We start from the raw sequence: 20,106 nt of genomic DNA, 5'->3' as shown, positions 1-20,106 counted from the left end.
TCCCGCTTGCGGGAGAGGTGAGATGAGTCCGAGCTGACACATGGCCACCGCCACCACCGCTTCACCTGCCATGATGGCGGATCCCGCTTCGGAGCGCATTGCGCCGAAGCGGCTGTTCGCGTTCATCATCATGGTGTTCGGGATGTTCATGTCGATCCTGGACATCCAGATCGTCTCGGCCTCGTTGAGCGAAATCCAGGCCGGGCTGTCGGCGAGCTCCAGCGAGGTGTCCTGGGTTCAGACCGCCTATCTGATCGCCGAGGTGATCGCGATCCCGCTGTCGGGTTTCCTGTCGCGCGCCTTCGGCACGCGGCTGCTGTTCGCGATCTCGGCGGCGGGCTTCACCGCCGCAAGCCTGCTTTGCGGCTTCGCCACGACGATCGAGGAGATGATCCTCTGGCGTGCGCTGCAGGGCTTTCTCGGCGCCGGCATGATCCCGACCGTGTTCGCTTCGGCCTACACCGTCTTCCCGCGCACCAAATTCCACATCGTCGGACCCATCATCGGCCTCGTCGCGACGCTGGCCCCGACCATCGGGCCGACGGTCGGCGGCTACATCACCGACCTGATGTCGTGGAACTGGCTGTTCTTCATCAACGTCGTGCCCGGCATCGGCATTACATTAGGTGTGCTGGCGCTGGTCGATTTCGACGAGCCGCATTTCGAATTGCTCGACCGCTTCGACTGGTGGGGCCTGCTGTTCATGGCGAGCTTCCTCGGCACGCTGGAATACGTGCTGGAGGAAGGATCGCAACATCAATGGATGCAGGACACGTCGGTCGCGATCTGCGCCTGGATCAGCGGTCTCTCGGCCATCGCCTTCTTCTGGCGCGTGTTCACGGCGGCCGAGCCGATCGTCAATCTGCGCACCTTCTCCGACCGCAATTTCGCCGTCGGATGCACGCTGCAATTCTGCATCGGCATCGGCCTCTACGGCCTGACCTACATCTACCCGCGCTATCTCGCCGAAGTGCGCGGCTACAGCGCGCTGATGATCGGCGAGACCATGTTCGTCTCCGGCATCACCATGTTCCTGGTCGCGCCGCTGGTCGGCCGGCTCATGGCGAAGGTCGACATGCGCTACATGATCGCATTCGGCCTCATCGTGTTCGCGATCGGCTCCTACCAGATGACCTTTATCACGCGCGAATACGATTTCTACGAGCTGCTGGTGCCGCAAATCCTGCGCGGCATCGGCATGATGTTCGCGATGGTGCCGACCAACAACATCGCGCTCGGCACGCTCGCGCCCGAGAAGGTGAAGAACGCGAGCGGACTGTTCAACCTGATGCGCAATCTCGGCGGCGCGGTCGGCCTCGCCGTCATCAACACCGTGCTCAACGAACGCACCGACCTGCACATCGTCCGCCTGCAGGAGCGGGTGACCTGGGGCAACGCGACCGCGACTGAAACCCTGACCATGTTGATGCAGAAGTTCCAGGGGCTCGGCGATTCCGCGCTGATGGCGATGAAGCAGCTCAGCCAGATCGTGCATCGTCAGGCCGTGGTGATGAGCTTCGGCGATGTCTTCCTCATGCTGGCGCTGTTCTATCTCGGTCTCAGCCTGCTGGTCGCGCTGCTGAACAAGCCGGCTTCCCCGTTCGGCGCGGCCGGCGACGCGCACTAATTTGCAACACTCGTGCGTGATCTCGCGCGAGCCCCGTTGCAATCGGCTGGCGACACATCTATAAAGCGCACCTCATTCATTCGAACCGGGGAGAGATTTGCATGATGTCGTCGCAATCGCAGATCGTACGCCCGCGCTCGATGATGACCTCGATCACGTTCTGGCTCGGTATGTACGCGGCCTGTTAGAGGCCTCTTCCGCCAGCTTCGATTGGGCCAAGGTTTTGGCCAAGCGTCCCGATCGCTTCGTTTCCCAAGTCAAAGTCAGTCTTACGTGACGCCGTCGCGGCCTTTGGGCCGACTCGCGTCCATCGATGGAGCCGGCCCGCGCGAAGCGGCCGGATGATGCCATGACCGCTCTGTCAAAGAAGCCCGCCGCCATTCGCGTGGTGCTGCCCTTCGTCTTCCGGCACTGGCTGAAGCAGCCGGTGCGCGGCCTCGTCGTGGCCGGCGGCCTGTTGGGCGCAACCGTCGCCGACCTGTTCATGCCGGTCTTCTCCGGACATCTGGTCGATGCGTTGACCCGCGGACCGTCCGATCCCGATGCGCGCCATGCCGCGCTGGTCGCGTTCGGCGCCATCGTGGCGCTGGGCGCGGCCTCGGTGGTGCTGCGGCTCGCAGGGTTGCAGGCGATCGTGCCGTTCACGCTCAAAACCATGTCGGACGTCGCACAAGAGGCATTCACCCGCGTGCAGCGCTTCTCGACCGACTGGCATGCGAACTCCTTTGCCGGCTCCACGGTGCGGAAGATCACTCGCGGCATGTGGGCGCTCGACCTGCTCAACGACACCATCCTGATGGCGCTGGCGCCCTCGCTGCTGGTGCTGGTGGGCTCGATGATCCTGATCGGGATGCACTGGGCCTCGCTTGGCGTGGTGATCGCGATCGGGGCGATCTTCTACGTCACGATCACGGTGGTGCTCTCGACCCGCTACATCGCGCCGGCGGCCCGCGTCTCCAATGCCTGGGACACCAAGGTCGGCGGCACGTTGGCGGATGCGCTGACCTGCAATGCCGTGGTGAAATCCTTCGGCGCGGAGTCGCGCGAGGACACGCGGCTCGCCGGTGTCATCAACCGCTGGCGCGTGCGCGTGCGGCGGACCTGGTACCGCTATAATTACACGGCGATGTCGCAGCTCTCGCTGCTGCTGTGCCTGCGCGCGTCCGTGATCGGCGGATCGGTGCTGCTGTGGATGTCAGGTCACGCCTCGCCCGGCGACGTCACTTATGTGCTGACCAGCTACTACATCATCCACGCCTATTTGCGCGACGTCGGCATGCACATCAACAACCTCCAGCGCTCGGTCAACGACATGGACGAGCTGGTGGCGATCCATGACGAGCCGATCGGCATTGCCGATGCGGCCGACGCGCGGCCGATCGCGATCGAGGGCGGCGAGATCGTGTTCGACGACGTCACGTTCCACTATGGCGGCCATCGCGTGCCGCTGTACGACGGCTTGTCGGTCAGGATCCGCGCCGGCGAGCGGGTCGGCCTGGTCGGCCGCTCCGGCTCCGGCAAGACCACCTTCGTCAAGCTGGTGCAGCGGCTCTACGACGTCACCGGCGGCCGCGTGCTGATCGACGGGCAGGATATCGCGCTCGCCACGCAGCAATCGCTGCGCAGCCAGATCGCGATCGTGCAGCAGGAGCCGATCCTGTTTCACCGCACGCTCGCCGAGAACATCGCCTATGGCCGGCCCGGTGCCAGCCTTGAAGCGATCGAGCAGGCGGCCCGCCTCGCCAACGCGCATGACTTCATCCTGCGCCTGCCGAAGGGCTACGGCACGCTGGTCGGCGAGCGCGGCGTCAAGCTGTCGGGCGGCGAGCGGCAGCGCGTCGCGCTGGCGCGCGCCTTCCTGGCGGATGCGCCGGTGCTGATCCTGGACGAGGCGACCTCGAGCCTCGATTCGGAATCGGAGGCGCTGATCCAGGAGGCGATGGAGCGGCTGATGAAGGGGCGCACCTCGATCGTGATCGCGCACCGGCTGTCGACGGTGAGGAGCCTCGATCGCATCCTGGTGTTCGACCGCGGCGAGATCGTCGAGCAGGGCACGCATACGGTGCTCGCAGCCAAGCAAGGGGGCATCTATCGCGGCCTGTTCGAGCGTCAGGTGGTGGAGCTCGGACAGATCGCAGCAGCGGAGTGAGGCGCGCGGCGGCGGGGCGAAGTCCCGCCGTCACGGCGTCGAGGGATGGAATGAGATGAAAGACCTGACGCGCGGCTCCATCGCTAGCCACATCCTGAGCATGGCGCCTCCGATCATGGCCGGCATGATCTCGATCATGATCTGCCAGCTGGTCGATCTCTACTTCGTGTCGGGGCTAGGTGATGCCGCAGTGGCAGGCGTGGCCGCCGCGGGAAATGCCGGCTTTCTCGTCAACGGCCTGATACAGGTGCTCGGCGTCGGGACAGTGGCGCTGATTGCGCATGCGGTGGGACGCAAGGACCGGCGGGACGCCAATCTGATCTTCAATCAGGCGGTCGCGCTGTCGGTGCTGTTCGGCCTGCTGACCCTGGTCACGGGAGCGGTGCTGTCGCGTCTTTACATGCGTTCGATCGCCGCTGACCAGGCCACGATCGAGGCGGGGACCACTTATCTGTTGTGGTTCATGCCGGCGCTCGCGCTGGAATTCGTCATGCAAGTCATTGCCTCCGCGCTCAGCGCGACCGGCATCGTGCGCCCCGCCATGTTGGTGCGGGTCCTTGCCGTCATCATCAACATTGCACTGGCGCCGGTCCTGATCTCCGGCTGGGGCACCGGTTATCCGCTCGGTGTCGCCGGCGCCGGACTGGCGAGCACGATCGCGGTGGGCGCCGGCGTCCTGATGCTGCTGGCGTATTTTCGCAAGGTCGAGCGCTACGTTGCATTCAATCCGGTGCAGTGGCGTCCGCAACCACGCCACTTCAAGCGCATCCTCAATGTCGGTCTGCCGGCCGGCGGCGAGTTCGCAATGATGTTTATCTTCATGGCGGTAGTCTACTACGTGCTGCGCGACTTCGGCGCGGCGGCACAGGCAGGCTTCGGTATCGGTCAGCGCGTCCTCGCCCTCATCCAGATGCCGGCGCTCGCGGTTGCACTGGCGGCCGGGCCAATCGCCGGCCAGAATTTCGGCGCTGGCGACGCCGCGCGGGTGCGAGAGACTTTTGTCAAATCGGTGCTGATCACCTCCATCGTGGCGGTCGGCTTCATGATCCTCGCGCAGCTGAAGCCGGAGCTGCTGCTGGCCGGATTCTCCAACGACCGGGAGACGATGGAGATCGCCTACCTATTCCTGCGGATCATCTCGCTCAACATGGTGGCGCAGGGTCTCATCTTCACCTGCTCGAGCATGTTCCAGGGCCTCGGCAACACCAAGCCTGTGCTGCTGAGCTCGATGACGCGCGTGCTCACCTATTCGCTGCCGGTGCTTTGGCTGTCGACGCGACCCGGATTCCGCAGCGAGCACGTCTGGTATCTTTCGATCGCGGCGACAACGCTGCAGGCCGGCTTGAGCCTATGGCTGCTGCGCCGCGAGTTCGGCAAGCGCTTCGCGCCGCGGGACCAGGCCGCGGAGACGGTGGAAGCCAAGCCGGTCGCGCCTTCCGCCCGTGCTCCCGCGTAGCGAAAGTGACCTCCCGCGAGTTCGCGCGCTTTAATGCGCGCCAAGGCTGTTCCAGACGAGCGTCAGGCCCGACAGAAACAAGAGGCCGAGCACGACATCGCCGAAATGCTTGTCGTTCAGCGCATGGTAGACGCGCGCGCCCGCCCATGCGCCGATCAGCGTGCCCGGAAACGCGACGGCCGCGAGCCAGACCACCTTGAGGGCGACGAGACCTGATGCCGTCTGCAACACCAGCGCGGTGGCGAGCACCGTGAAGTTAAAGAGTTGGAAGATGCCGCGCCGCTCGTGCTTGTTCCAGCCGCGGATGTTGGCCCACAGGATCGGCAGCGGGCCGGACAATCCGGCAAGTCCGCCCAGAATGCCGCCGGCAAAACCGATCGCGCCGTCGGCGATCCGCCCGCCGAATTTGATCGCTAGCGGCCTCTTGTTCAAGTAGAGCGCCGTCGAGAAAATCAGGATCAGCACGCCGACGCTCAGCCTGAACACCTCCGGGTCCGCGGAGGCGACCATCATGGTCCCGAGCGGCACGCCAATCAGTCCACCGATCAGGAACGGCCAGACCAGCGAGAGATCGAAATTCTTCCACATCGAGGGCAGCGTCGAGGTCTGCGCGATGACCGAGCAGATCAGCACCAGGGGCACCGCGAGCGAGGGCGGCAGCACGTAGAGCCAGATGCCGAGCGCCATCAGCGCCGTGCCGAAACCGGCCAGTCCCGAGACGAAGCCGCCGGCGAGCGCGCCGAGCAGCAGCAGGACGTAGGTGAGCGTTTCCAACGGATTGTCCTTGTCGCAAGGGGCGACCCTGAACGGTTGATCGCACGGCTCGCATAACATGCCTGCCGGCATCGAGGTCAATCCATGCCGCATGCAAGCGTGATCTGCGGCTTTCCAGCGCCGCGATCGTCAAAGACTAGACGATCTGCCTGGTGTCGGCAGGCTTCTGCAGCGCGCCGATCAGGATGCGCAGCGCCTCCGTCAATTCCGATCTGTTCCGGGCCGCGCCGAGCGAGACGCGTGCCGCATGCGGCGGTGCCCCGTCGACGGTGAAGGCATCGCCGGCGACGACGGCAAGTCCGTTCCGCAGCAGATGTGCGGCAAGATCGGGCCGCTCCTGCGGCAGCCGCAGCCAGAGATGATGCGCCGCGGGCCTGGCGAGGAACTGAAAGCCCTTCAGTGCGCGTTGCGCGAGCTGCTGGCGTCCGACCGCTTCGTTGCGGATGGCGCTGATGATGCGATCGGCGATGCCGTTTTCGATCCAATGCGTCACCAGCGCGACCATCAAGGGCGCCGGCATTTGCACGGTCGCCTGCAAGGAGGTGCGCATGTCCCGCTGGGCGCCGCTGTCGGGCGTCACCAGATAGGCAACACGCAGCGCCGGCGCGATGCATTTTGACAGCGTCGTTGCGAGATAAGTCCGCTCCGGAATGAGGTTCGCCATGGGCGAGGCCGAGCGGTCGAGCAGCCCGTAGGCGTCGTCCTCGATCAGGATGGTGCCGGCATCGCGGATGATCTTCGCAATAGTGCCGCGCCGCTCGGCGGAAAGCGTCGCCGTGGTCGGATTGTGCAGCGTCGGAATGAGATAGACGGCTTTCGGCGTATGCACGCGGCACGCCTTTGCCAGCGCATCCGGCAGGATGCCGTCCTCATCCATGGGGACACTGACGAGCTTGACACCGAGCAGTGCCGCGGCGGCCTTGATGCCGGGGAAGGTGAGCGCTTCGGTCAGTACGGTGTCGCCGGGTCGCGCAAGATGGGCGAGCAGGTTGAAGAGGATCGTCTGAGCGCCGGGAAAGATCACCAGCCGGTCGGCCTGTGCATGCGGAACGCGGGCGCGCATCCAGCGCGCCGCGACCTCGCGCTCATGCGCGCTGCCGCCGGGCGGCTGGTAGTTGAGATACGCCGTCAGGCCCGATTGCGCGCGGAGGGCTTCGAGCCCGGCGATGATGCGCTCGTCGAGCTGCGCCTCCAGCGGGTGCGGCGGCACGTTCATCGACAGGTCGATCGCGACCGGGTGCGGCAGGTCAACCGCGCGCCGCGCGCTGGTCTCCGAGACGAACGAGCCCTGTCCGACCCTGGCTTCCATGATGCCGCGGCGCCGCGCCTCGGTGTAGGCGCGCGTCACCGTGGTGAGGTCGATGCCGAGGGCCTTTGCCAGGGCGCGCTGCGTCGGCAGCTGCTGACCACGCACCAGCCTGCCGGCGGCAATGTCGGCCTCCATGGCGTCGACGATGCGCTGGTAGCGCGGGCCCGAAAGCTCCGAGATTGTAGGGATCCATTCCATGCAATTTGGCCCCATAACCTTTGAATGTATGGCTGCAAGATACTATTGTATGGATCATCGAAAAGGAAGAGGTGTGGTCATGTCTGTCTCTCCGGCGGCGGTCTCTCTGGCCAAGGCGATGTGGCGCGGCTTCAGCGGCAAATGCCCGAATTGCGGAGAAGGGCACATGTTCGGCCGCTTCCTGAAAGTGACGCTGGCTTGCGACCATTGCGGCGAGGAGCTGTTCCACCAGCGCGCCGACGATTTTCCCGCCTATCTCGTGATGGTGGTGGTCGGCCATCTCGTGGTGCCGGCAATCCTCGCGGTCGAGACCGCCTACGCGCCGCCGGAGTGGCTGCAGCTCGCGGTGTGGCTGCCGGTGACGCTGTTCGCCTCACTCGCGCTGCTGCAACCGACCAAGGGCGCCATCGTCGGCCTGCAATGGCAGCTCGGCATGCATGGTTTCGAGGCGGGCAAGCTGCGGCGCGAGGCGGGCGAGCTTGCGCCGGTGTTGGCCAAGGTAGACACGCGCGCCACCTGAGGCGGCGTTTACATTGCGCGGCCGGCCGCTACACTCCATCGTACCAAGCAAGAACGATGGAAACGCCATGGCCCCGCGCGCGAAGACCTTCCTGCTCTGTCATGGCGCATGGTCCGGCGGATGGGCCTGGAAGAAGATGCACCCGCTGATGGCACAGGCCGGCCATCGCCTGGTGGCGCCGACCTATACGGGCCTCGGAGAGCGCGCGCATCTGGCCAATCCTTCGGTCGATCTCGACACCCATATCCAGGACATCCTCAACGTCATCGCGTTCGAGGATCTCAGCGACATCGTGCTCCTCGGGCACAGCTATGGCGGCATGGTTGCGACCGGCGTCGCCGACCGTGCGCGCGAGCGCGTAACGGAACTGATCTATCTCGACGCCTTCGTGCCGCGTGACGGCCAGTCGCTGTTCGACCTCAACGAGGGCGGGCGCGAGCCGATGCGCAAGGCAGTCAGCTCGGGCGACGGCTATCGCATCCCGCCGAACCCGCCGCCGCCGGACACCTCGCCGGCCGATCTCGACTGGCTCAATGCGCGCCGCGTCCCGATGCCGATCAAGTGCTTCGAGACGCGCCTGAGGCTCGAACATGGCGAGCCGGCGATGCCGCGCAGCTACATCTACTGCACGCGCCTTCCGCCCGGCGATGTGTTCGGGCAGTTTGCCAGGCGCACGAAGAGCGAGAAGGGCTGGCGCTATGTCGAGCTCGACGCCAGCCACGCGCCGAATGTGACGGCGCCCGAGGCGTTGATGGCGGTGTTGGACGAGATCGTCGCATAGGTCGCAGCCGTCATTCCGGGGCGTGCGCAGCACGAGCTACGATGCGCAATTGCGCATCTGAGAATCCATTTCTCCTCCGCGCCGGCCGCCTGATGGATTCCGGGCTCTCGCTTCGCGAGCCCCGGAATGACGGCGGTTGGCTGGCGAGGTGATCGGCCAAAATGGTGAGGGGTCCGATGCGTTGGCACCGAACCCCTCGTCGCACATCAGCCGGCCTGTAAGCCGGGTTCTGTAGGGCACCGTCCGCTTGCGCGAACGATACGTGACGGCCATTCCTCTGGGGTCATGTTTGCACATGGCCTCGAGCAACCTACCCGGACGGCGGGCCTGACATCGCCCCGCGGCGTTATCGCTTTCGCGAACAGCCCGCTTAAGCCGTCCCTATTCGGTTTTGCTCCCGGTGGGGTTTGCCATGCCGGCTCCGTTGCCGGACCCGCGGTGCGCTCTTACCGCACCTTTTCACCCTTACCGCGCCGAAGCCCCGAAGGGCGAAGGCGGGCGGTTCATTCTCTGTGGCACTTTCCCTGGGGTCACCCCCGCCGGACGTTATCCGGCACCGCATGTCAAGGGAGCCCGGACTTTCCTCCCCGGCGGCCTTTCGGCACCTGCCGGAGCGGCCGTCCGGCCGACTGACTGATAACGCATGGGGCATTTGTGACGGTTTCGTCAAGCCGATATCGCCGCGCACGGCCCGCCCGAAATATTTTATCCTGAAGATGTCGTTTGGCGCGCCGCCCGTTCGACTGGTTGTCGGCAACACAGCCGAACACAGGAGTGAAGCAATGCAATATCTGCTGATGATCTACCAGAACGAGGTCGAGTACGCGAAGATCGACGCGGCGACCAGCCAGAAGATCCTGGCCGAGTATCAATCCTTCACGCAAGACATCATCCAGAACGGCAATTTCAAGGCCGGCGACCGCTTGCAGCCGACCACGACCGCGACAACGGTGCGCGTGCGCGACGGAAAGACGCTGACGACCGATGGTCCGTTCGCGGAAACGCGCGAGCAGCTCGGCGGCTATTACCTGATCGAAGCCAAGGATCTCAACGCCGCCATCGAGATCGCGGCGCGGATTCCGAGCGCACGCATCGGCTCGATCGAGGTGCGGCCGATCTGGGTCTATGAGAAGTGACGGCTCTCTCACCTTCGTCATTCCGGGATGCGCCGCAAGGCGCAGGCCCGGAATCCATATCCCCGAATCGTGGTTATGGATTCCGGGCTCGCGGCTTTGCCGCGCCCCGGAATGACGAGAGGGGGTGATCGCGTGACATGACCCCTGGCGAGATCGACAAAATCTTCCGCGACGAGGCGGGGCGGGCGCTAGCCACGCTGATCCGTCTCGTCGGCGATTTCGATCTCGCCGAGGACGCGCTGCAGGATGCGTTCGCGGTCGCGCTGGAACGCTGGGCGTGTGAGGTCCCCGACAATCCGCGCGCCTGGTTCGTCAACGTCGCCAAGCACAAGGCGATCGATCGCATCCGCCGTCAGGCTGTCTTCCGCGGCAAGCAGCAGGCGCTGGTGCACGAGCTCGAGCTCAACGCGCTGGGCCCGGACGAGCCGACAGCAACGCTCGACGATGACATGCTGCGGCTGATCTTCACCTGCTGCCATCCCGCGTTCGCGCCCGAGGTGCAGGTCGCGCTGACGCTGCGCACCGTGTGCGGACTGTCGACAATGCAGGTGGCGCGCGCCTTCCTCGTCGGCGAGGAGGCGATGGCGCAACGGCTCGTCCGCGCCAAGCAGAAGATCAGGCTTGCCGGAATCCCCTATGAGGTGCCGGAACGCGAGATGCTGGCGCCGCGGCTCGATGGCGTGCTCGCCGTGATCTATCTCGTCTTCACCGAAGGCTATGTCGCAACCGAGGGCGCGGACTTGATGCGGCCTGATCTGGCGAGCGAAGCCATCCGGCTTGGCCGCCTGCTGAACCGGCTGATGCCCGACCGCGCCGGCATCAAGGGCCTGCTGGCCCTGATGCTGCTGCACGACGCGCGCCGCGCCGGGCGACAGACGCCGGCCGGCGACATCGTCCTGCTCGAAGAGCAGGACCGCTCGCTGTGGCACCGCGCGCAGATCGACGAGGGGCTGCGGCTGGTGGAGCACGCGCTGCGCGTGCCGGGCCGGCCACAACCCTATGCGGTGCAGGCCGCGATCGCGGCGCTGCATGCGCGTGCGCCGAGCTTCGAGGAGACCGACTGGCCGCAGATTGCGGGGCTGTACGAGGTGCTGCTGCGCATCAATCCGTCGCCCGTGATCGAGCTCAATCACGCCGCGGCGCTATCGATGGTCGATGGGCCGGCACGAGCGCTCGATCTCGTCGATGCGATCGCCGCGCGCGGCGGGCTTCGCGGCTATGAGCTGTTGCCCGCCGTGCGCGCGGATCTGTTGCGGCGGCTCGGCAGGACGGAGGAGGCGCGCGAGGCCTATCGTGCGGCGACGGTGGCGACGCAGCTCGAGCCGTTGCGAAGGCTCTATGCGCGAAGGATGAGGGAGATGGGGTAGGAGCCTCACACGCCGTCATTGCGAGCCAACGGGTCCGCGCGAAGCGCGGCCCGATGACAGGCTCCGCGAAGCAATCCAGACTGTCATCGTAGAGACAGTCTGGATTGCTTCGTCGCAAGAGCTCCTCGCAATGACGGCGTGTACGGCTACTCCGTCACTTCGACGCCACCGGCGTTCCTTCCGCCGGCAGGCTCGACAGCAGCGCCTGTAAGGTCGACAGCGTCGAGTGATCGGCGACGCCGTCCAGCCGCGCCGGGCGGAAATGGCGCTGGAAGGCGGTGACGACTTCCATTGTCGCAGCGTCGTACTTGCCGTTCAGGGGCACGCCATAGCCGTACCTTGCGAGCGCCTGCTGCATGCTCAGCACCGCGTCGCTGATGGTGCCGAGCATGAGAGTCTCGCCGCGGACGATCGGCGCGGGCGTCACCCAGTGGCCGACGCCGGAATTGGCCAGCGAATGCCACGGAAATTTCTCGCCGGGATCCTTCTTGCGGGCGGGCGCGACGTCGGAATGGCCGAGCACCCGGTGCGCCGGCACCTTGCGGCGGAGCATGATGCCGCGGCACAGCGCGATCACGGCGGCAATCTGGCGCAGCGGATACTCCGGATAGCCCCAGTCATGGCCGCGATTGATGATCTCGATTCCGATCGAGCAGGAGTTGACGTCGTCCTCGCCGGCCCAAGAGGAGACGCCGGCGTGCCAGGCACGCTTGGCCTCAGGCACGCATTGCACGATGCGGCCGTCCTCCAGCACGACATAATGCGCCGACACTTCGGTGCCGGCGGTGCAGAGGCGCGCCAGTGCGCCTTCGACATCGGGCATGCCGGTGTAGTGCAGCACGATCATGTCCGGCTGCCGTCCCTTGTTGCGCTCGCCATGGTTCGGGGAGGGGATGATGTCGGAGACGATCGAGGAATCGGGCTCGAAGGTGCGCAGGCCCGCCACGGTCTTGGGAACCGGGAGAACGCGGTGACGCTTCGAATCAGATCCAGGCGTGGACGAACCCGAGGGCATGAGCAGCTCAAATGGACGGAGAGTGGGGCAAGCCCTTCTCTTTACTATTCCTTTACCCTTCATCGCGCGCAATCGCGCGGCGCGGTTAACGGATTCATTTTGGCAATGTGTGTGGATGACGCATCACTCCCCTCGTCACCTTTTCCACTTGTCACGAACCGAGCAACGCTTTCTTAACGCTAAGGGCCGTTACTGAGAGATGAAGAGCCGACCCGCGTCCGGAGGCGGCCAAAGCGTATTTTGGCTCGAAATCCCATGGCTGCCCGACAAATTCCGCTGGGAACACTGGGTTTGTGGCCCGGGACGATCGGGCTCGGTAACCATGCTGGACGAGGGCTTTGTCGTGGAACCGCCGCGACGCGCAATGATTCGAGGCGTTATGGGCTTGTTCGGCCTCGATTCCGCTTGGGTATCTCGGCCGGCGGCCGGCAGGCGTCGCGCATGAGTTCGGTTCCGCACATCCCCGTTCTTGGCCGTGAGGCCATCGCGCATCTCGCCCCGCGCGAGGGCGGCGTCTATGTCGATGCCACGTTTGGCGCCGGCGGCTATAGCCGCGCGATCCTGGACGTGCCGGGAACCCGAGTGATTGCCATCGATCGCGACCGCACCGCGATTGCCGGCGGTGCCGAACTGGTCGAACGCGCCGCGGGCCGGCTGACGCTGGTCGAGGACCGCTTCTCCAACCTCGCCGAAGTCTGCGCGGCGCAAGGCGTCGATGGCGTCGACGGCGTCGTAATGGATGTCGGCGTGTCCTCGATGCAGCTCGACCAGGCCGGCCGCGGCTTCTCCTTCCGCCTCGACGGTCCGCTCGACATGCGGATGGGACAGACAGGTCCGACCGCGGCCGAAATCGTCGCGCGCGCCTCGGAAGGCGATCTCGCCGACATCATCTATCTCTTCGGCGAGGAGCGGCATTCGCGTCGCATCGCCCGCGCCATCGTGGCGGACCGGCAGGAAACTCCGTTCACGACCACGCGCGCGCTCGCCGATCTCGTCGGCAGGGTGGTGCGATCGAAGCCCGGCGACATTCACCCGGCGACACGGACGTTCCAGGCGCTGCGCATCTTCGTCAACGAAGAGCTCGAGGAGCTCCAGACCGCGCTCGCTGCGGCCGAGCGCGTGCTCAAGCCCGGCGGCCGCCTCGTCGTCGTCTCGTTCCATTCGCTGGAAGACCGCATCGTCAAGAATTTCCTCTCCGAGCGTTCGAAGACCGGCGGTGGCTCGCGGCATCTGCCGGAAGTCGCGCAAATTGCGCCGAGCTTCCAGCTGCTGACGCGGCGACCGGTCGTCGCCGGCGAGGACGAAGTTGCGCACAATCCGCGCGCGCGCTCGGCAAAGCTGCGCGCGGCCGAGCGCAGCTCGGCGCCGGCGCATGAGACCAATGAGGCATCGTCCTGGCCGAAGCTCGCCGACGTGATGAGGGGCGGCTAGCGCATGCGCATCATTCACCTCCTCGTCATCGGGGCGCTGATCTTCGCAGCCGCTCATGTCTACCGGATCAAGATGGACTCCACGGCGCGTACCGAGAAGGTGCTGCGGCTGCGTGCGGAAATCCGCGAGCAGCGCGATGCGATCGCAGGGCTGCGGGCCGAATGGGCCAAGCTCGATGCGCCGCATCGGCTGCAGGGCCTGTCCGACCGGCATCTGCACCTCAAGCCGGTCAACGGCACGCAATATGATTCGCTGAAGAGCCTGCCGGAGCGTCCGCCCCGGATGTTCAGGCCGGGCGAGCCCGATCCGATCGGGGCCATGCTCAAGACCATCGAAGCCGCGAGCGACCCTGATGCGGTGACGGGCTCCGTGCCTCAGCGCGAGGACAAGCAATGAGCCCGGCAACGCCTGCAAAACTTACCGAAAAGTCGACCGAGCGGTCAGGTGAACCTTGGCGGCGGCGGCTGATCCGAAGCCTGCTCTACGGGCGCAACGTCGATCGCGCCGCGAAGGCGCGCGCGCGTGTCGGCCTCGCCATGCTCGCCTTCGCTTCGGTCTATGCCCTGATCGGCGGGCGGCTCGTGATGTTCGCGATCGGCGCCGACGCCCACAGCGCGCGCCGCGCCGCAGCGCAAGAGGTGGTTGCGACCGCGCGGCCCGACATCGTCGATCGCAACGGCGCCATCCTTGCGACCGACGTCAAGGCGGCGAGCCTGTTCGGCGAGCCGCGCCGCATCATCGACAAGGACGAGGCGATCGAGCTCCTCACCGCGACCATTCCCGACCTCGACGAGGCCGAGGTGCGCGAGCGCCTGAGGACACGCAAGGGCTTCGTCTGGCTCAAGCGCGAGGTCACGCCGGCGCAGCAGCAGGCCGTCCACAAGCTCGGCATTCCCGGTATCGGATTCCTGCGCGAGAACAAGCGCGTCTATCCGACCGGCAACGAGGTCGCTCACCTCATCGGTCTCGTCAATATCGACAACCAGGGCATCGCCGGCCTCGAGAAGTGGCTCGACAATCAAGGGCTCGCCGACCTCCACCGCGCCGGCTTTGCCACCGACCGGTTGCAGAAGCCGATCGAGCTCGCGGTCGATCTGCGCGTCGAGCACGCGCTGCGCGACGAGCTGTTGAAGGCCAAGGACAAGTTCCGCGCCAAGGCCGCGTCAGGCATCGTCTCAAACGTCAAGACCGGCGAGATCGTGGCGATGGTCTCGCTGCCGGACTTCGATCCCAACAATCCGAAGGAAGCGCACGACCCCGACCGCATCAACCGCCTCACCACCGGCGTCTACGAGATGGGCTCGACCTTCAAGGCGTTCACGCTGGCGATGGGGCTCGATTCCGGCAAGATCAATCTGAACTCGATGTGGGACGCGCGCGGAAACCTGCATTACGGCAAGTTCACGATCCACGACAGCCATCCGGTCGGGCGCTTCATCAACACCAAGGAAGTGTTCACCTACTCGTCCAACATCGGGGCGGCACGGATTGCGCTCAACCAGGGTGTCGAGGCGCACAAGGCGTTCCTCGCCAAGCTGGGCCAGACGACGCGGCTGCGCACCGAATTGCCGGAGAGTGCGGCGCCGCTGCTGCCGCGGCGCTGGAGCGAGCTGAACACGGTCACCGCCGCGTTCGGCCAGGGCCTGTCGGTGGCACCGCTGCAGGCGGTGATGGGCATCAACGCGCTGGTGAACGGCGGCTATCTGATTCCGCCGACGTTCCTGAAGCGCAGCGAATCCGAAGCCCAGGCGATGGCCAAGCGCGTCATCAAGCCGGAGACCAGCGACAAGATGCGGTTCCTGATGCGGCTCAATGCCGAAGTCGGTTCGGCGAGAAAGGCGGACGTCAAGGGCTATTACGTCGGCGGCAAGACCGGCACGTCCGAGAAGGTCGTCAACGGCCGCTACGCCAAGAAGCGCGTGCTCAATTCCTTCACCGCCATCCTGCCCTGCGATGATCCCAAATATCACGTCCTGATCATGCTGGACGAGCCGCAGGCACTGCCGGAAACGCATGGTTTCATCACCTCGGGCTGGAACGCGGTGCCGACCGGCGGCAAGGTGATCGAGCGGATCGCGCCGCTTCTGGGGGTCGAGCCGCGGTTCGAGCTGCCGCCTGCGGAGCGCCTTATTCTTGCAGCATCCAGGACAACCCAGTAATCAACCGGGTGGGCCATCGCCGCTGCTGAGTCGGGATTTTCCCCGGAGGATTCGGCTTTCCGGCACGGCATGTCGACTGGAACACCATGAAGCTGCGCGACCTCTTAGGTCAGGATGTCAAGGGCAATGATGCCGCGATCGAGCCCGCCGCTGCGGCGCTCGAGGTGAGCGGCGTTGCGCTCGACAGCCGCGTGGTCCAGCCGGGCAATCTCTTCTTCGCGCTCGCAGGCAGCAAGACTGACGGCGCCCGTTTCATCGATGCTGCGATTGCGGCGGGCGCGGTGGCGGTCGTCGGCGACCATGCGCCGGCCGCCTGCAAGGTGCCGTTCATCACGAGCGCCAATCCGCGCCGGGCGCTGGCGCTGGCCGCAGCGAGGTTTTTCCCGGCGCAGCCTGCGACGATCGCCGCGGTGACCGGAACCAGCGGCAAGACCTCGGTCGCCGCGTTCACACGCCAGATCTGGGAGCGGCTCGGGCACGCCTCCGCCAGCATCGGCACCATCGGTCTCGTGTCGCAGAAGCGCACCGTCTATGGCTCGCTGACTACGCCGGATCCGATCGTGCTGCACCGGCAGTTGGACGAGATCGCGCGCGAGGGCGTCACGCATCTCGCGTTCGAGGCGTCCTCGCACGGGCTCGACCAATATCGCCTCGACGGTGTGCGGATCTCGGCCGGCGGCTTCACCAATCTCTCGCGCGACCACATGGATTACCATCCGACCGTTGCGCATTACCTCGCGGCCAAGCTCCGCCTGTTCCGCGAGCTGGTGCCGCCTGATGGCGCGGCGGTGATCTCGGCCGATCATGATTGCTCGGCGGAGGCGATCGATGCGGCAACATCGCGCGGCCTGCGCGTCATGGCGGTCGGCCGCAACGGCGATGGCGCCGGCGAGGGCATTCGCCTCACGGAGGCCGTAGTCGAAGGCTTCTCGCAAAAGCTTACGGTCGAACATCGCGGCAGGGCTCACGCGATCCGGCTGCCGCTGGTCGGCGAATTCCAGATCGAGAATGCGCTGGTGTCGGCCGGCCTCGCCATCGGCACGGGCAGCGATGCTGAAAACGTGTTTGCGAGCCTCGAACATCTCGAAGGCGCCAAGGGCCGGCTCGAGCGCGTCGGCGAGCGCAACGGCGCGCCGATCTTCGTCGATTATGCGCACAAGCCCGATGCGCTCGCGAAGGCGCTGCAGGCGCTGCGGCCTTATGCGAAGCGCAAGCTGGTCGTCGTGTTCGGCGCCGGCGGCGACCGCGATGCCGGCAAGCGTCCGATCATGGGCGAGATCGCGGCGGCGAACGCCGACGCCGTCATCGTCACCGACGACAATCCGCGCAGCGAGAAGCCGGAAGCCATCCGCGCCGCGATCCTCGCCGCCGCCATGGGCGCCCGCGAGATCGGCGACCGCGCCGAGGCGATCCGCGCCGCGATCGAGGACTTGCAGGAGGGCGATGCGCTGCTCATCGCCGGCAAGGGCCACGAGACCGGGCAGATCGTCGGCGGCGAGGTGCTGCCTTTCAGTGATCACGAGGCGGTCGCCGCCGCACTAGCGTCGAGGGTTGCATGAGCGGGCCAATATGGACGGTTGCCGAGGTCGCGCGCGCGCTTGGTGTTACGGGATCTTTCCCGGACACGGCAATAGACTTCGTCACCCAGGACAGTCGGCTGGTGAAGCCGGGCAGCCTGTTCGTTGCGCTGAGCGGCACGCCGAGCGGCGGCTTCATCTCGGCTTTCGCCAGCGCGCGCGACGGCTGGGAGTTCGCCGACAAGGCGGAAGCCGCAGGCGCAGTGGCGATGATCGTGCCGCACGAGATCGCGGGCATCCGCATCCCCCAGATCGTGGTCAAGGACACGCTGATCGACGGCCTCTGGGGCCTCGCGCGCGCCGCACGCGCGCGCTTCAACGGCCCGGTGATCGGGCTCACCGGCAGCGCCGGCAAGACCAGCACCAAGGAATTCATCGCCGCCTATCCGAACGCCTATGCGAGCCCCTCGAGCTTCAACAATTTCTGGGGCGTGCCGCTGACGCTGTGCAATGCCAGGCGGGACGCCAGCCTCTGGGTCGTCGAGATGGGCATGAACCAGAAGGGCGAGATCGCCCGTCTCAGCGAGCTCACGCAGCCGACCGTCGCGCTCGTCGTCAACGTCCAGCCGGTGCATCTGGAAAAGCTCGGCTCGCTCGAAGCCATCCGGCGCGAGAAGGTATCGATCGCGCTCGGACTGCCCGAGAACGGCGTGCTGGTGCTGCCCGCCGGAATCAAGGCTTCCGAGTGGAAGGGCAAGGTCGTGCGCTTCGGCGGCGAGCATGCCGAGGTGCACGAGGTCGCGCACGCGCCGCACGGCGAGAGCTGGCAGGTCGTGGCCGCGATCGGCAGGAAGGAGATCGCCTTCAGCCTCACCCCTGGCGCGCCGCACCGGGTGCACAATGCGCTGGCAGCGCTCGCCTCGGTTCATGCCGCGCATCTCGACGTCGCGACGCTCGCGGTCAAGCTCGACCGCGTCGGCATCATGACCGGCCGCGGCGTCGAGCAGGCGGTCGGCGACATCACCGTGATCGACGACAGCTTCAACGGCAATCCGGCCAGCGTGGCCGCGGCGCTGCAAAGTCTGCAGGCGCGCAACATGAGCGGCGGCCGCCGCATCGCGATTCTCGGCGACATGCTCGAGCTCGGTGCGGACGCAACGAGCTATCACACCGGCCTTGCCAGCCACCTCGACGGCATCGACGGCGTCTATTGCGTCGGGCCGCTGATGCGCCACCTGTTCGACGCATTGCCCTCGGGCAAGGGTCTTGGCTGGCACGACGATCCCGCCACGCTGAAGCCGGACGAGGTCGCAAATCTGCTGAAGGCAGGCGACGTCGTGGTTGTCAAGGGCAGCAAGAAGATGTTCTGGGTCAACAAGTTTGTGCCGGGGCTGGTGGCCGCCTTGCAGGCAAAGGCGTAAACTGCTTGGAAGACGCCGTTCCCGAATCCCACCCTTTGCGGCGGAAGCCGTCCGTTTCCCGAAACGCGCGGCCCATGACGAAGACCAGCGAATGCGCGTGAAGCACCTGGACGTGCAAAGGCGCCATAGGACCGTCTGAATGTTTTACTGGCTGATCGAGCTTTCCAACACATTTCCGGGCTTCGGTGCCTTTCGCACCTTCCTGAACGTCTTCCGCTACATCACCTTCCGCACCGGTGGCGCCATCGTGACCGGCGCGCTGTTCGTGTTCCTGTTCGGCCCCTGGATCATCGATCACTTGCGCATCCGTCAGGGCAAGGGCCAGCCGATCCGCACCGACGGTCCGCAATCGCATCTTTCCAAGAAGGGCACGCCCACCATGGGCGGGCTGATGATCCTGTCCGGGCTCACGGTCGGCACCGTGCTGTGGGCCAATCCGCTCAACCCCTATGTCTGGATCGTGCTGGCGGTGACGCTCGGCTTCGGCTTCGTCGGCTTCTATGACGATTACCTCAAGGTGACCAAGCAGACCACGACCGGGTTCGGCGGCAAGCTGCGCCTCTTGATCGAAGCCGTGATCGCGCTGGTCGCCTGCTATGCGCTGGTGCGGCTCAACCGCGATCCCGCCTCCACCGCGCTGACGATTCCCTTCCTGAAGGATACCGTGCTGCATTTCGGCTGGTTCTTCGTCGTCTTCGGCGCCTTCGTCATCGTCGGCGCCGGCAATGCGGTGAACCTCACCGACGGCCTCGACGGCCTCGCCATCGTGCCGGTGATGATCGCCACCGCGAGCTTCGCGATGATCGCCTATCTCACCGGCAACTTGGTGTTCGCCGATTACCTCCAGATCAAATATGTCGCCGGCACCGGCGAGCTCGCGGTGCTCTGCGGCGCGTTGCTCGGCGCCGGGCTCGGCTTCCTCTGGTTCAACGCGCCGCCGGCCTCGATCTTCATGGGCGACACCGGCTCGCTCGCGCTCGGCGGCATGCTCGGCGCGATCGCGGTCGCGGTGAAGCACGAGATCGTGCTCGCGGTGATCGGCGGATTGTTCGTGCTCGAGGCGGTTTCGGTCATCGTGCAGGTCGTGTCCTTCAAGCTCACGGGCAAGCGCGTGTTCGCGATGGCGCCGATCCACCATCACTTCGAGCAGAAGGGCTGGACCGAGCCGCAGATCGTGATCCGATTCTGGATCATCTCGGTGATGCTGGCGCTCGCCGGCCTCTCGACGCTGAAGCTGCGGTGACCG

General features: G+C 65.8%; 16 protein-coding genes and 1 other RNA gene. 13 read left to right on the top strand and 4 right to left on the bottom strand.

Annotated features, from left to right (window positions below):
• Nucleotides 1–40: 40 nt before the first annotated feature.
• From GA0061099_RS03510 to GA0061099_RS03500, 3 genes are all read left to right on the top strand, one after another.
• Nucleotides 41–1,627 (top strand): DHA2 family efflux MFS transporter permease subunit, encoded by a 1,587-nt coding sequence (locus GA0061099_RS03510; protein WP_057026936.1) that lies wholly within the window; start codon nucleotides 41–43, stop codon nucleotides 1,625–1,627.
• Nucleotides 1,628–1,976: 349 nt separating this feature from the next.
• Nucleotides 1,977–3,776, top strand: coding sequence for an ABC transporter ATP-binding protein (locus tag GA0061099_RS03505; protein WP_036003502.1), 1,800 nt, complete (start codon nucleotides 1,977–1,979; stop codon nucleotides 3,774–3,776).
• 55 nt (nucleotides 3,777–3,831) lie between these two features.
• Nucleotides 3,832–5,232, top strand: a complete 1,401-nt coding sequence (locus GA0061099_RS03500; RefSeq protein WP_036028397.1) for an MATE family efflux transporter — start codon at nucleotides 3,832–3,834, stop codon at nucleotides 5,230–5,232.
• A 30-nt stretch (nucleotides 5,233–5,262) separates the two neighbouring features.
• On the opposite strand, the gene GA0061099_RS03495 is transcribed toward GA0061099_RS03500, so the two are convergent.
• Both GA0061099_RS03495 and GA0061099_RS03490 read right to left on the bottom strand, forming a co-directional pair.
• A complete protein-coding gene (locus GA0061099_RS03495) occupies nucleotides 5,263–6,006 on the bottom strand; it encodes a sulfite exporter TauE/SafE family protein (protein WP_036028402.1) in 744 nt (247 codons plus the stop codon).
• 136 nt (nucleotides 6,007–6,142) lie between these two features.
• Entirely contained in the window at nucleotides 6,143–7,513 is a 1,371-nt protein-coding gene (locus tag GA0061099_RS03490; protein WP_074447536.1) for an aminotransferase-like domain-containing protein, read from the bottom strand.
• 79 nt (nucleotides 7,514–7,592) lie between these two features.
• Here GA0061099_RS03490 and GA0061099_RS03485 point away from each other — a divergent pair, with 79 nt between their 5' ends.
• Both GA0061099_RS03485 and GA0061099_RS03480 read left to right on the top strand, forming a co-directional pair.
• Nucleotides 7,593–8,033 (top strand): DUF983 domain-containing protein, encoded by a 441-nt coding sequence (locus tag GA0061099_RS03485; protein WP_036028382.1) that lies wholly within the window; start codon nucleotides 7,593–7,595, stop codon nucleotides 8,031–8,033.
• A gap of 67 nt (nucleotides 8,034–8,100) precedes the next feature.
• Complete coding sequence (locus GA0061099_RS03480; RefSeq protein WP_036028380.1) at nucleotides 8,101–8,814, top strand: alpha/beta fold hydrolase; 714 nt, start codon at nucleotides 8,101–8,103, stop codon at nucleotides 8,812–8,814.
• A 202-nt stretch (nucleotides 8,815–9,016) separates the two neighbouring features.
• Here the strand turns inward: GA0061099_RS03480 and rnpB are convergent.
• An RNA gene (gene rnpB, locus GA0061099_RS03475) (RNase P RNA component class A) lies at nucleotides 9,017–9,447 on the bottom strand.
• A 149-nt stretch (nucleotides 9,448–9,596) separates the two neighbouring features.
• On the opposite strand from rnpB, the gene GA0061099_RS03470 reads away from it, so the two are divergent.
• Both GA0061099_RS03470 and GA0061099_RS03465 read left to right on the top strand, forming a co-directional pair.
• Nucleotides 9,597–9,950: a YciI family protein gene (locus GA0061099_RS03470; RefSeq protein ID WP_074447535.1), complete on the top strand. Its 354-nt coding sequence runs from the start codon at nucleotides 9,597–9,599 to the stop codon at nucleotides 9,948–9,950.
• A 137-nt stretch (nucleotides 9,951–10,087) separates the two neighbouring features.
• Nucleotides 10,088–11,317, top strand: coding sequence for an RNA polymerase sigma factor (locus GA0061099_RS03465; protein WP_036028378.1), 1,230 nt, complete (start codon nucleotides 10,088–10,090; stop codon nucleotides 11,315–11,317).
• Nucleotides 11,318–11,471: 154 nt separating this feature from the next.
• Here the strand turns inward: GA0061099_RS03465 and GA0061099_RS03460 are convergent, their stop codons facing one another.
• On the bottom strand, nucleotides 11,472–12,332 hold the full coding sequence (locus GA0061099_RS03460; protein WP_193375204.1) for an N-acetylmuramoyl-L-alanine amidase: 861 nt from the start codon (nucleotides 12,330–12,332) through the stop codon (nucleotides 11,472–11,474).
• A 441-nt stretch (nucleotides 12,333–12,773) separates the two neighbouring features.
• Between GA0061099_RS03460 and rsmH the strand changes: the two genes are divergently transcribed.
• The 6 genes from rsmH to mraY all read left to right on the top strand — a co-directional run bounded on the left by rsmH (nucleotide 12,774) and on the right by mraY (nucleotide 20,103).
• A complete protein-coding gene (rsmH, locus tag GA0061099_RS03455; RefSeq protein ID WP_036028388.1) occupies nucleotides 12,774–13,763 on the top strand; it encodes a 16S rRNA (cytosine(1402)-N(4))-methyltransferase RsmH in 990 nt (329 codons plus the stop codon).
• A 3-nt stretch (nucleotides 13,764–13,766) separates the two neighbouring features.
• Nucleotides 13,767–14,159, top strand: coding sequence for a cell division protein FtsL (ftsL, locus tag GA0061099_RS03450; protein ID WP_036028375.1), 393 nt, complete (start codon nucleotides 13,767–13,769; stop codon nucleotides 14,157–14,159).
• Complete coding sequence (locus tag GA0061099_RS03445) at nucleotides 14,156–15,922, top strand: peptidoglycan D,D-transpeptidase FtsI family protein (RefSeq protein ID WP_036003486.1); 1,767 nt, start codon at nucleotides 14,156–14,158, stop codon at nucleotides 15,920–15,922. Before ftsL ends, GA0061099_RS03445 begins: the two co-directional genes overlap by 4 nt.
• Nucleotides 15,923–16,008: 86 nt before the next feature.
• Nucleotides 16,009–17,481, top strand: a complete 1,473-nt coding sequence (locus GA0061099_RS03440) for a UDP-N-acetylmuramoyl-L-alanyl-D-glutamate--2,6-diaminopimelate ligase (protein ID WP_036028372.1) — start codon at nucleotides 16,009–16,011, stop codon at nucleotides 17,479–17,481.
• Complete coding sequence (locus GA0061099_RS03435) at nucleotides 17,478–18,860, top strand: UDP-N-acetylmuramoyl-tripeptide--D-alanyl-D-alanine ligase (RefSeq protein ID WP_074447534.1); 1,383 nt, start codon at nucleotides 17,478–17,480, stop codon at nucleotides 18,858–18,860. The genes GA0061099_RS03440 and GA0061099_RS03435 overlap by 4 nt, the downstream gene beginning before the upstream one ends.
• A gap of 139 nt (nucleotides 18,861–18,999) precedes the next feature.
• Nucleotides 19,000–20,103, top strand: coding sequence for a phospho-N-acetylmuramoyl-pentapeptide-transferase (gene mraY, locus GA0061099_RS03430; protein ID WP_036003524.1), 1,104 nt, complete (start codon nucleotides 19,000–19,002; stop codon nucleotides 20,101–20,103).
• Nucleotides 20,104–20,106 lie beyond the last annotated feature (3 nt).

Source organism: Bradyrhizobium yuanmingense, from assembly GCF_900094575.1.
Lineage (GTDB): Bacteria > Pseudomonadota > Alphaproteobacteria > Rhizobiales > Xanthobacteraceae > Bradyrhizobium > Bradyrhizobium yuanmingense.
This window is presented reverse-complemented; position numbering and strand designations above follow the sequence as displayed.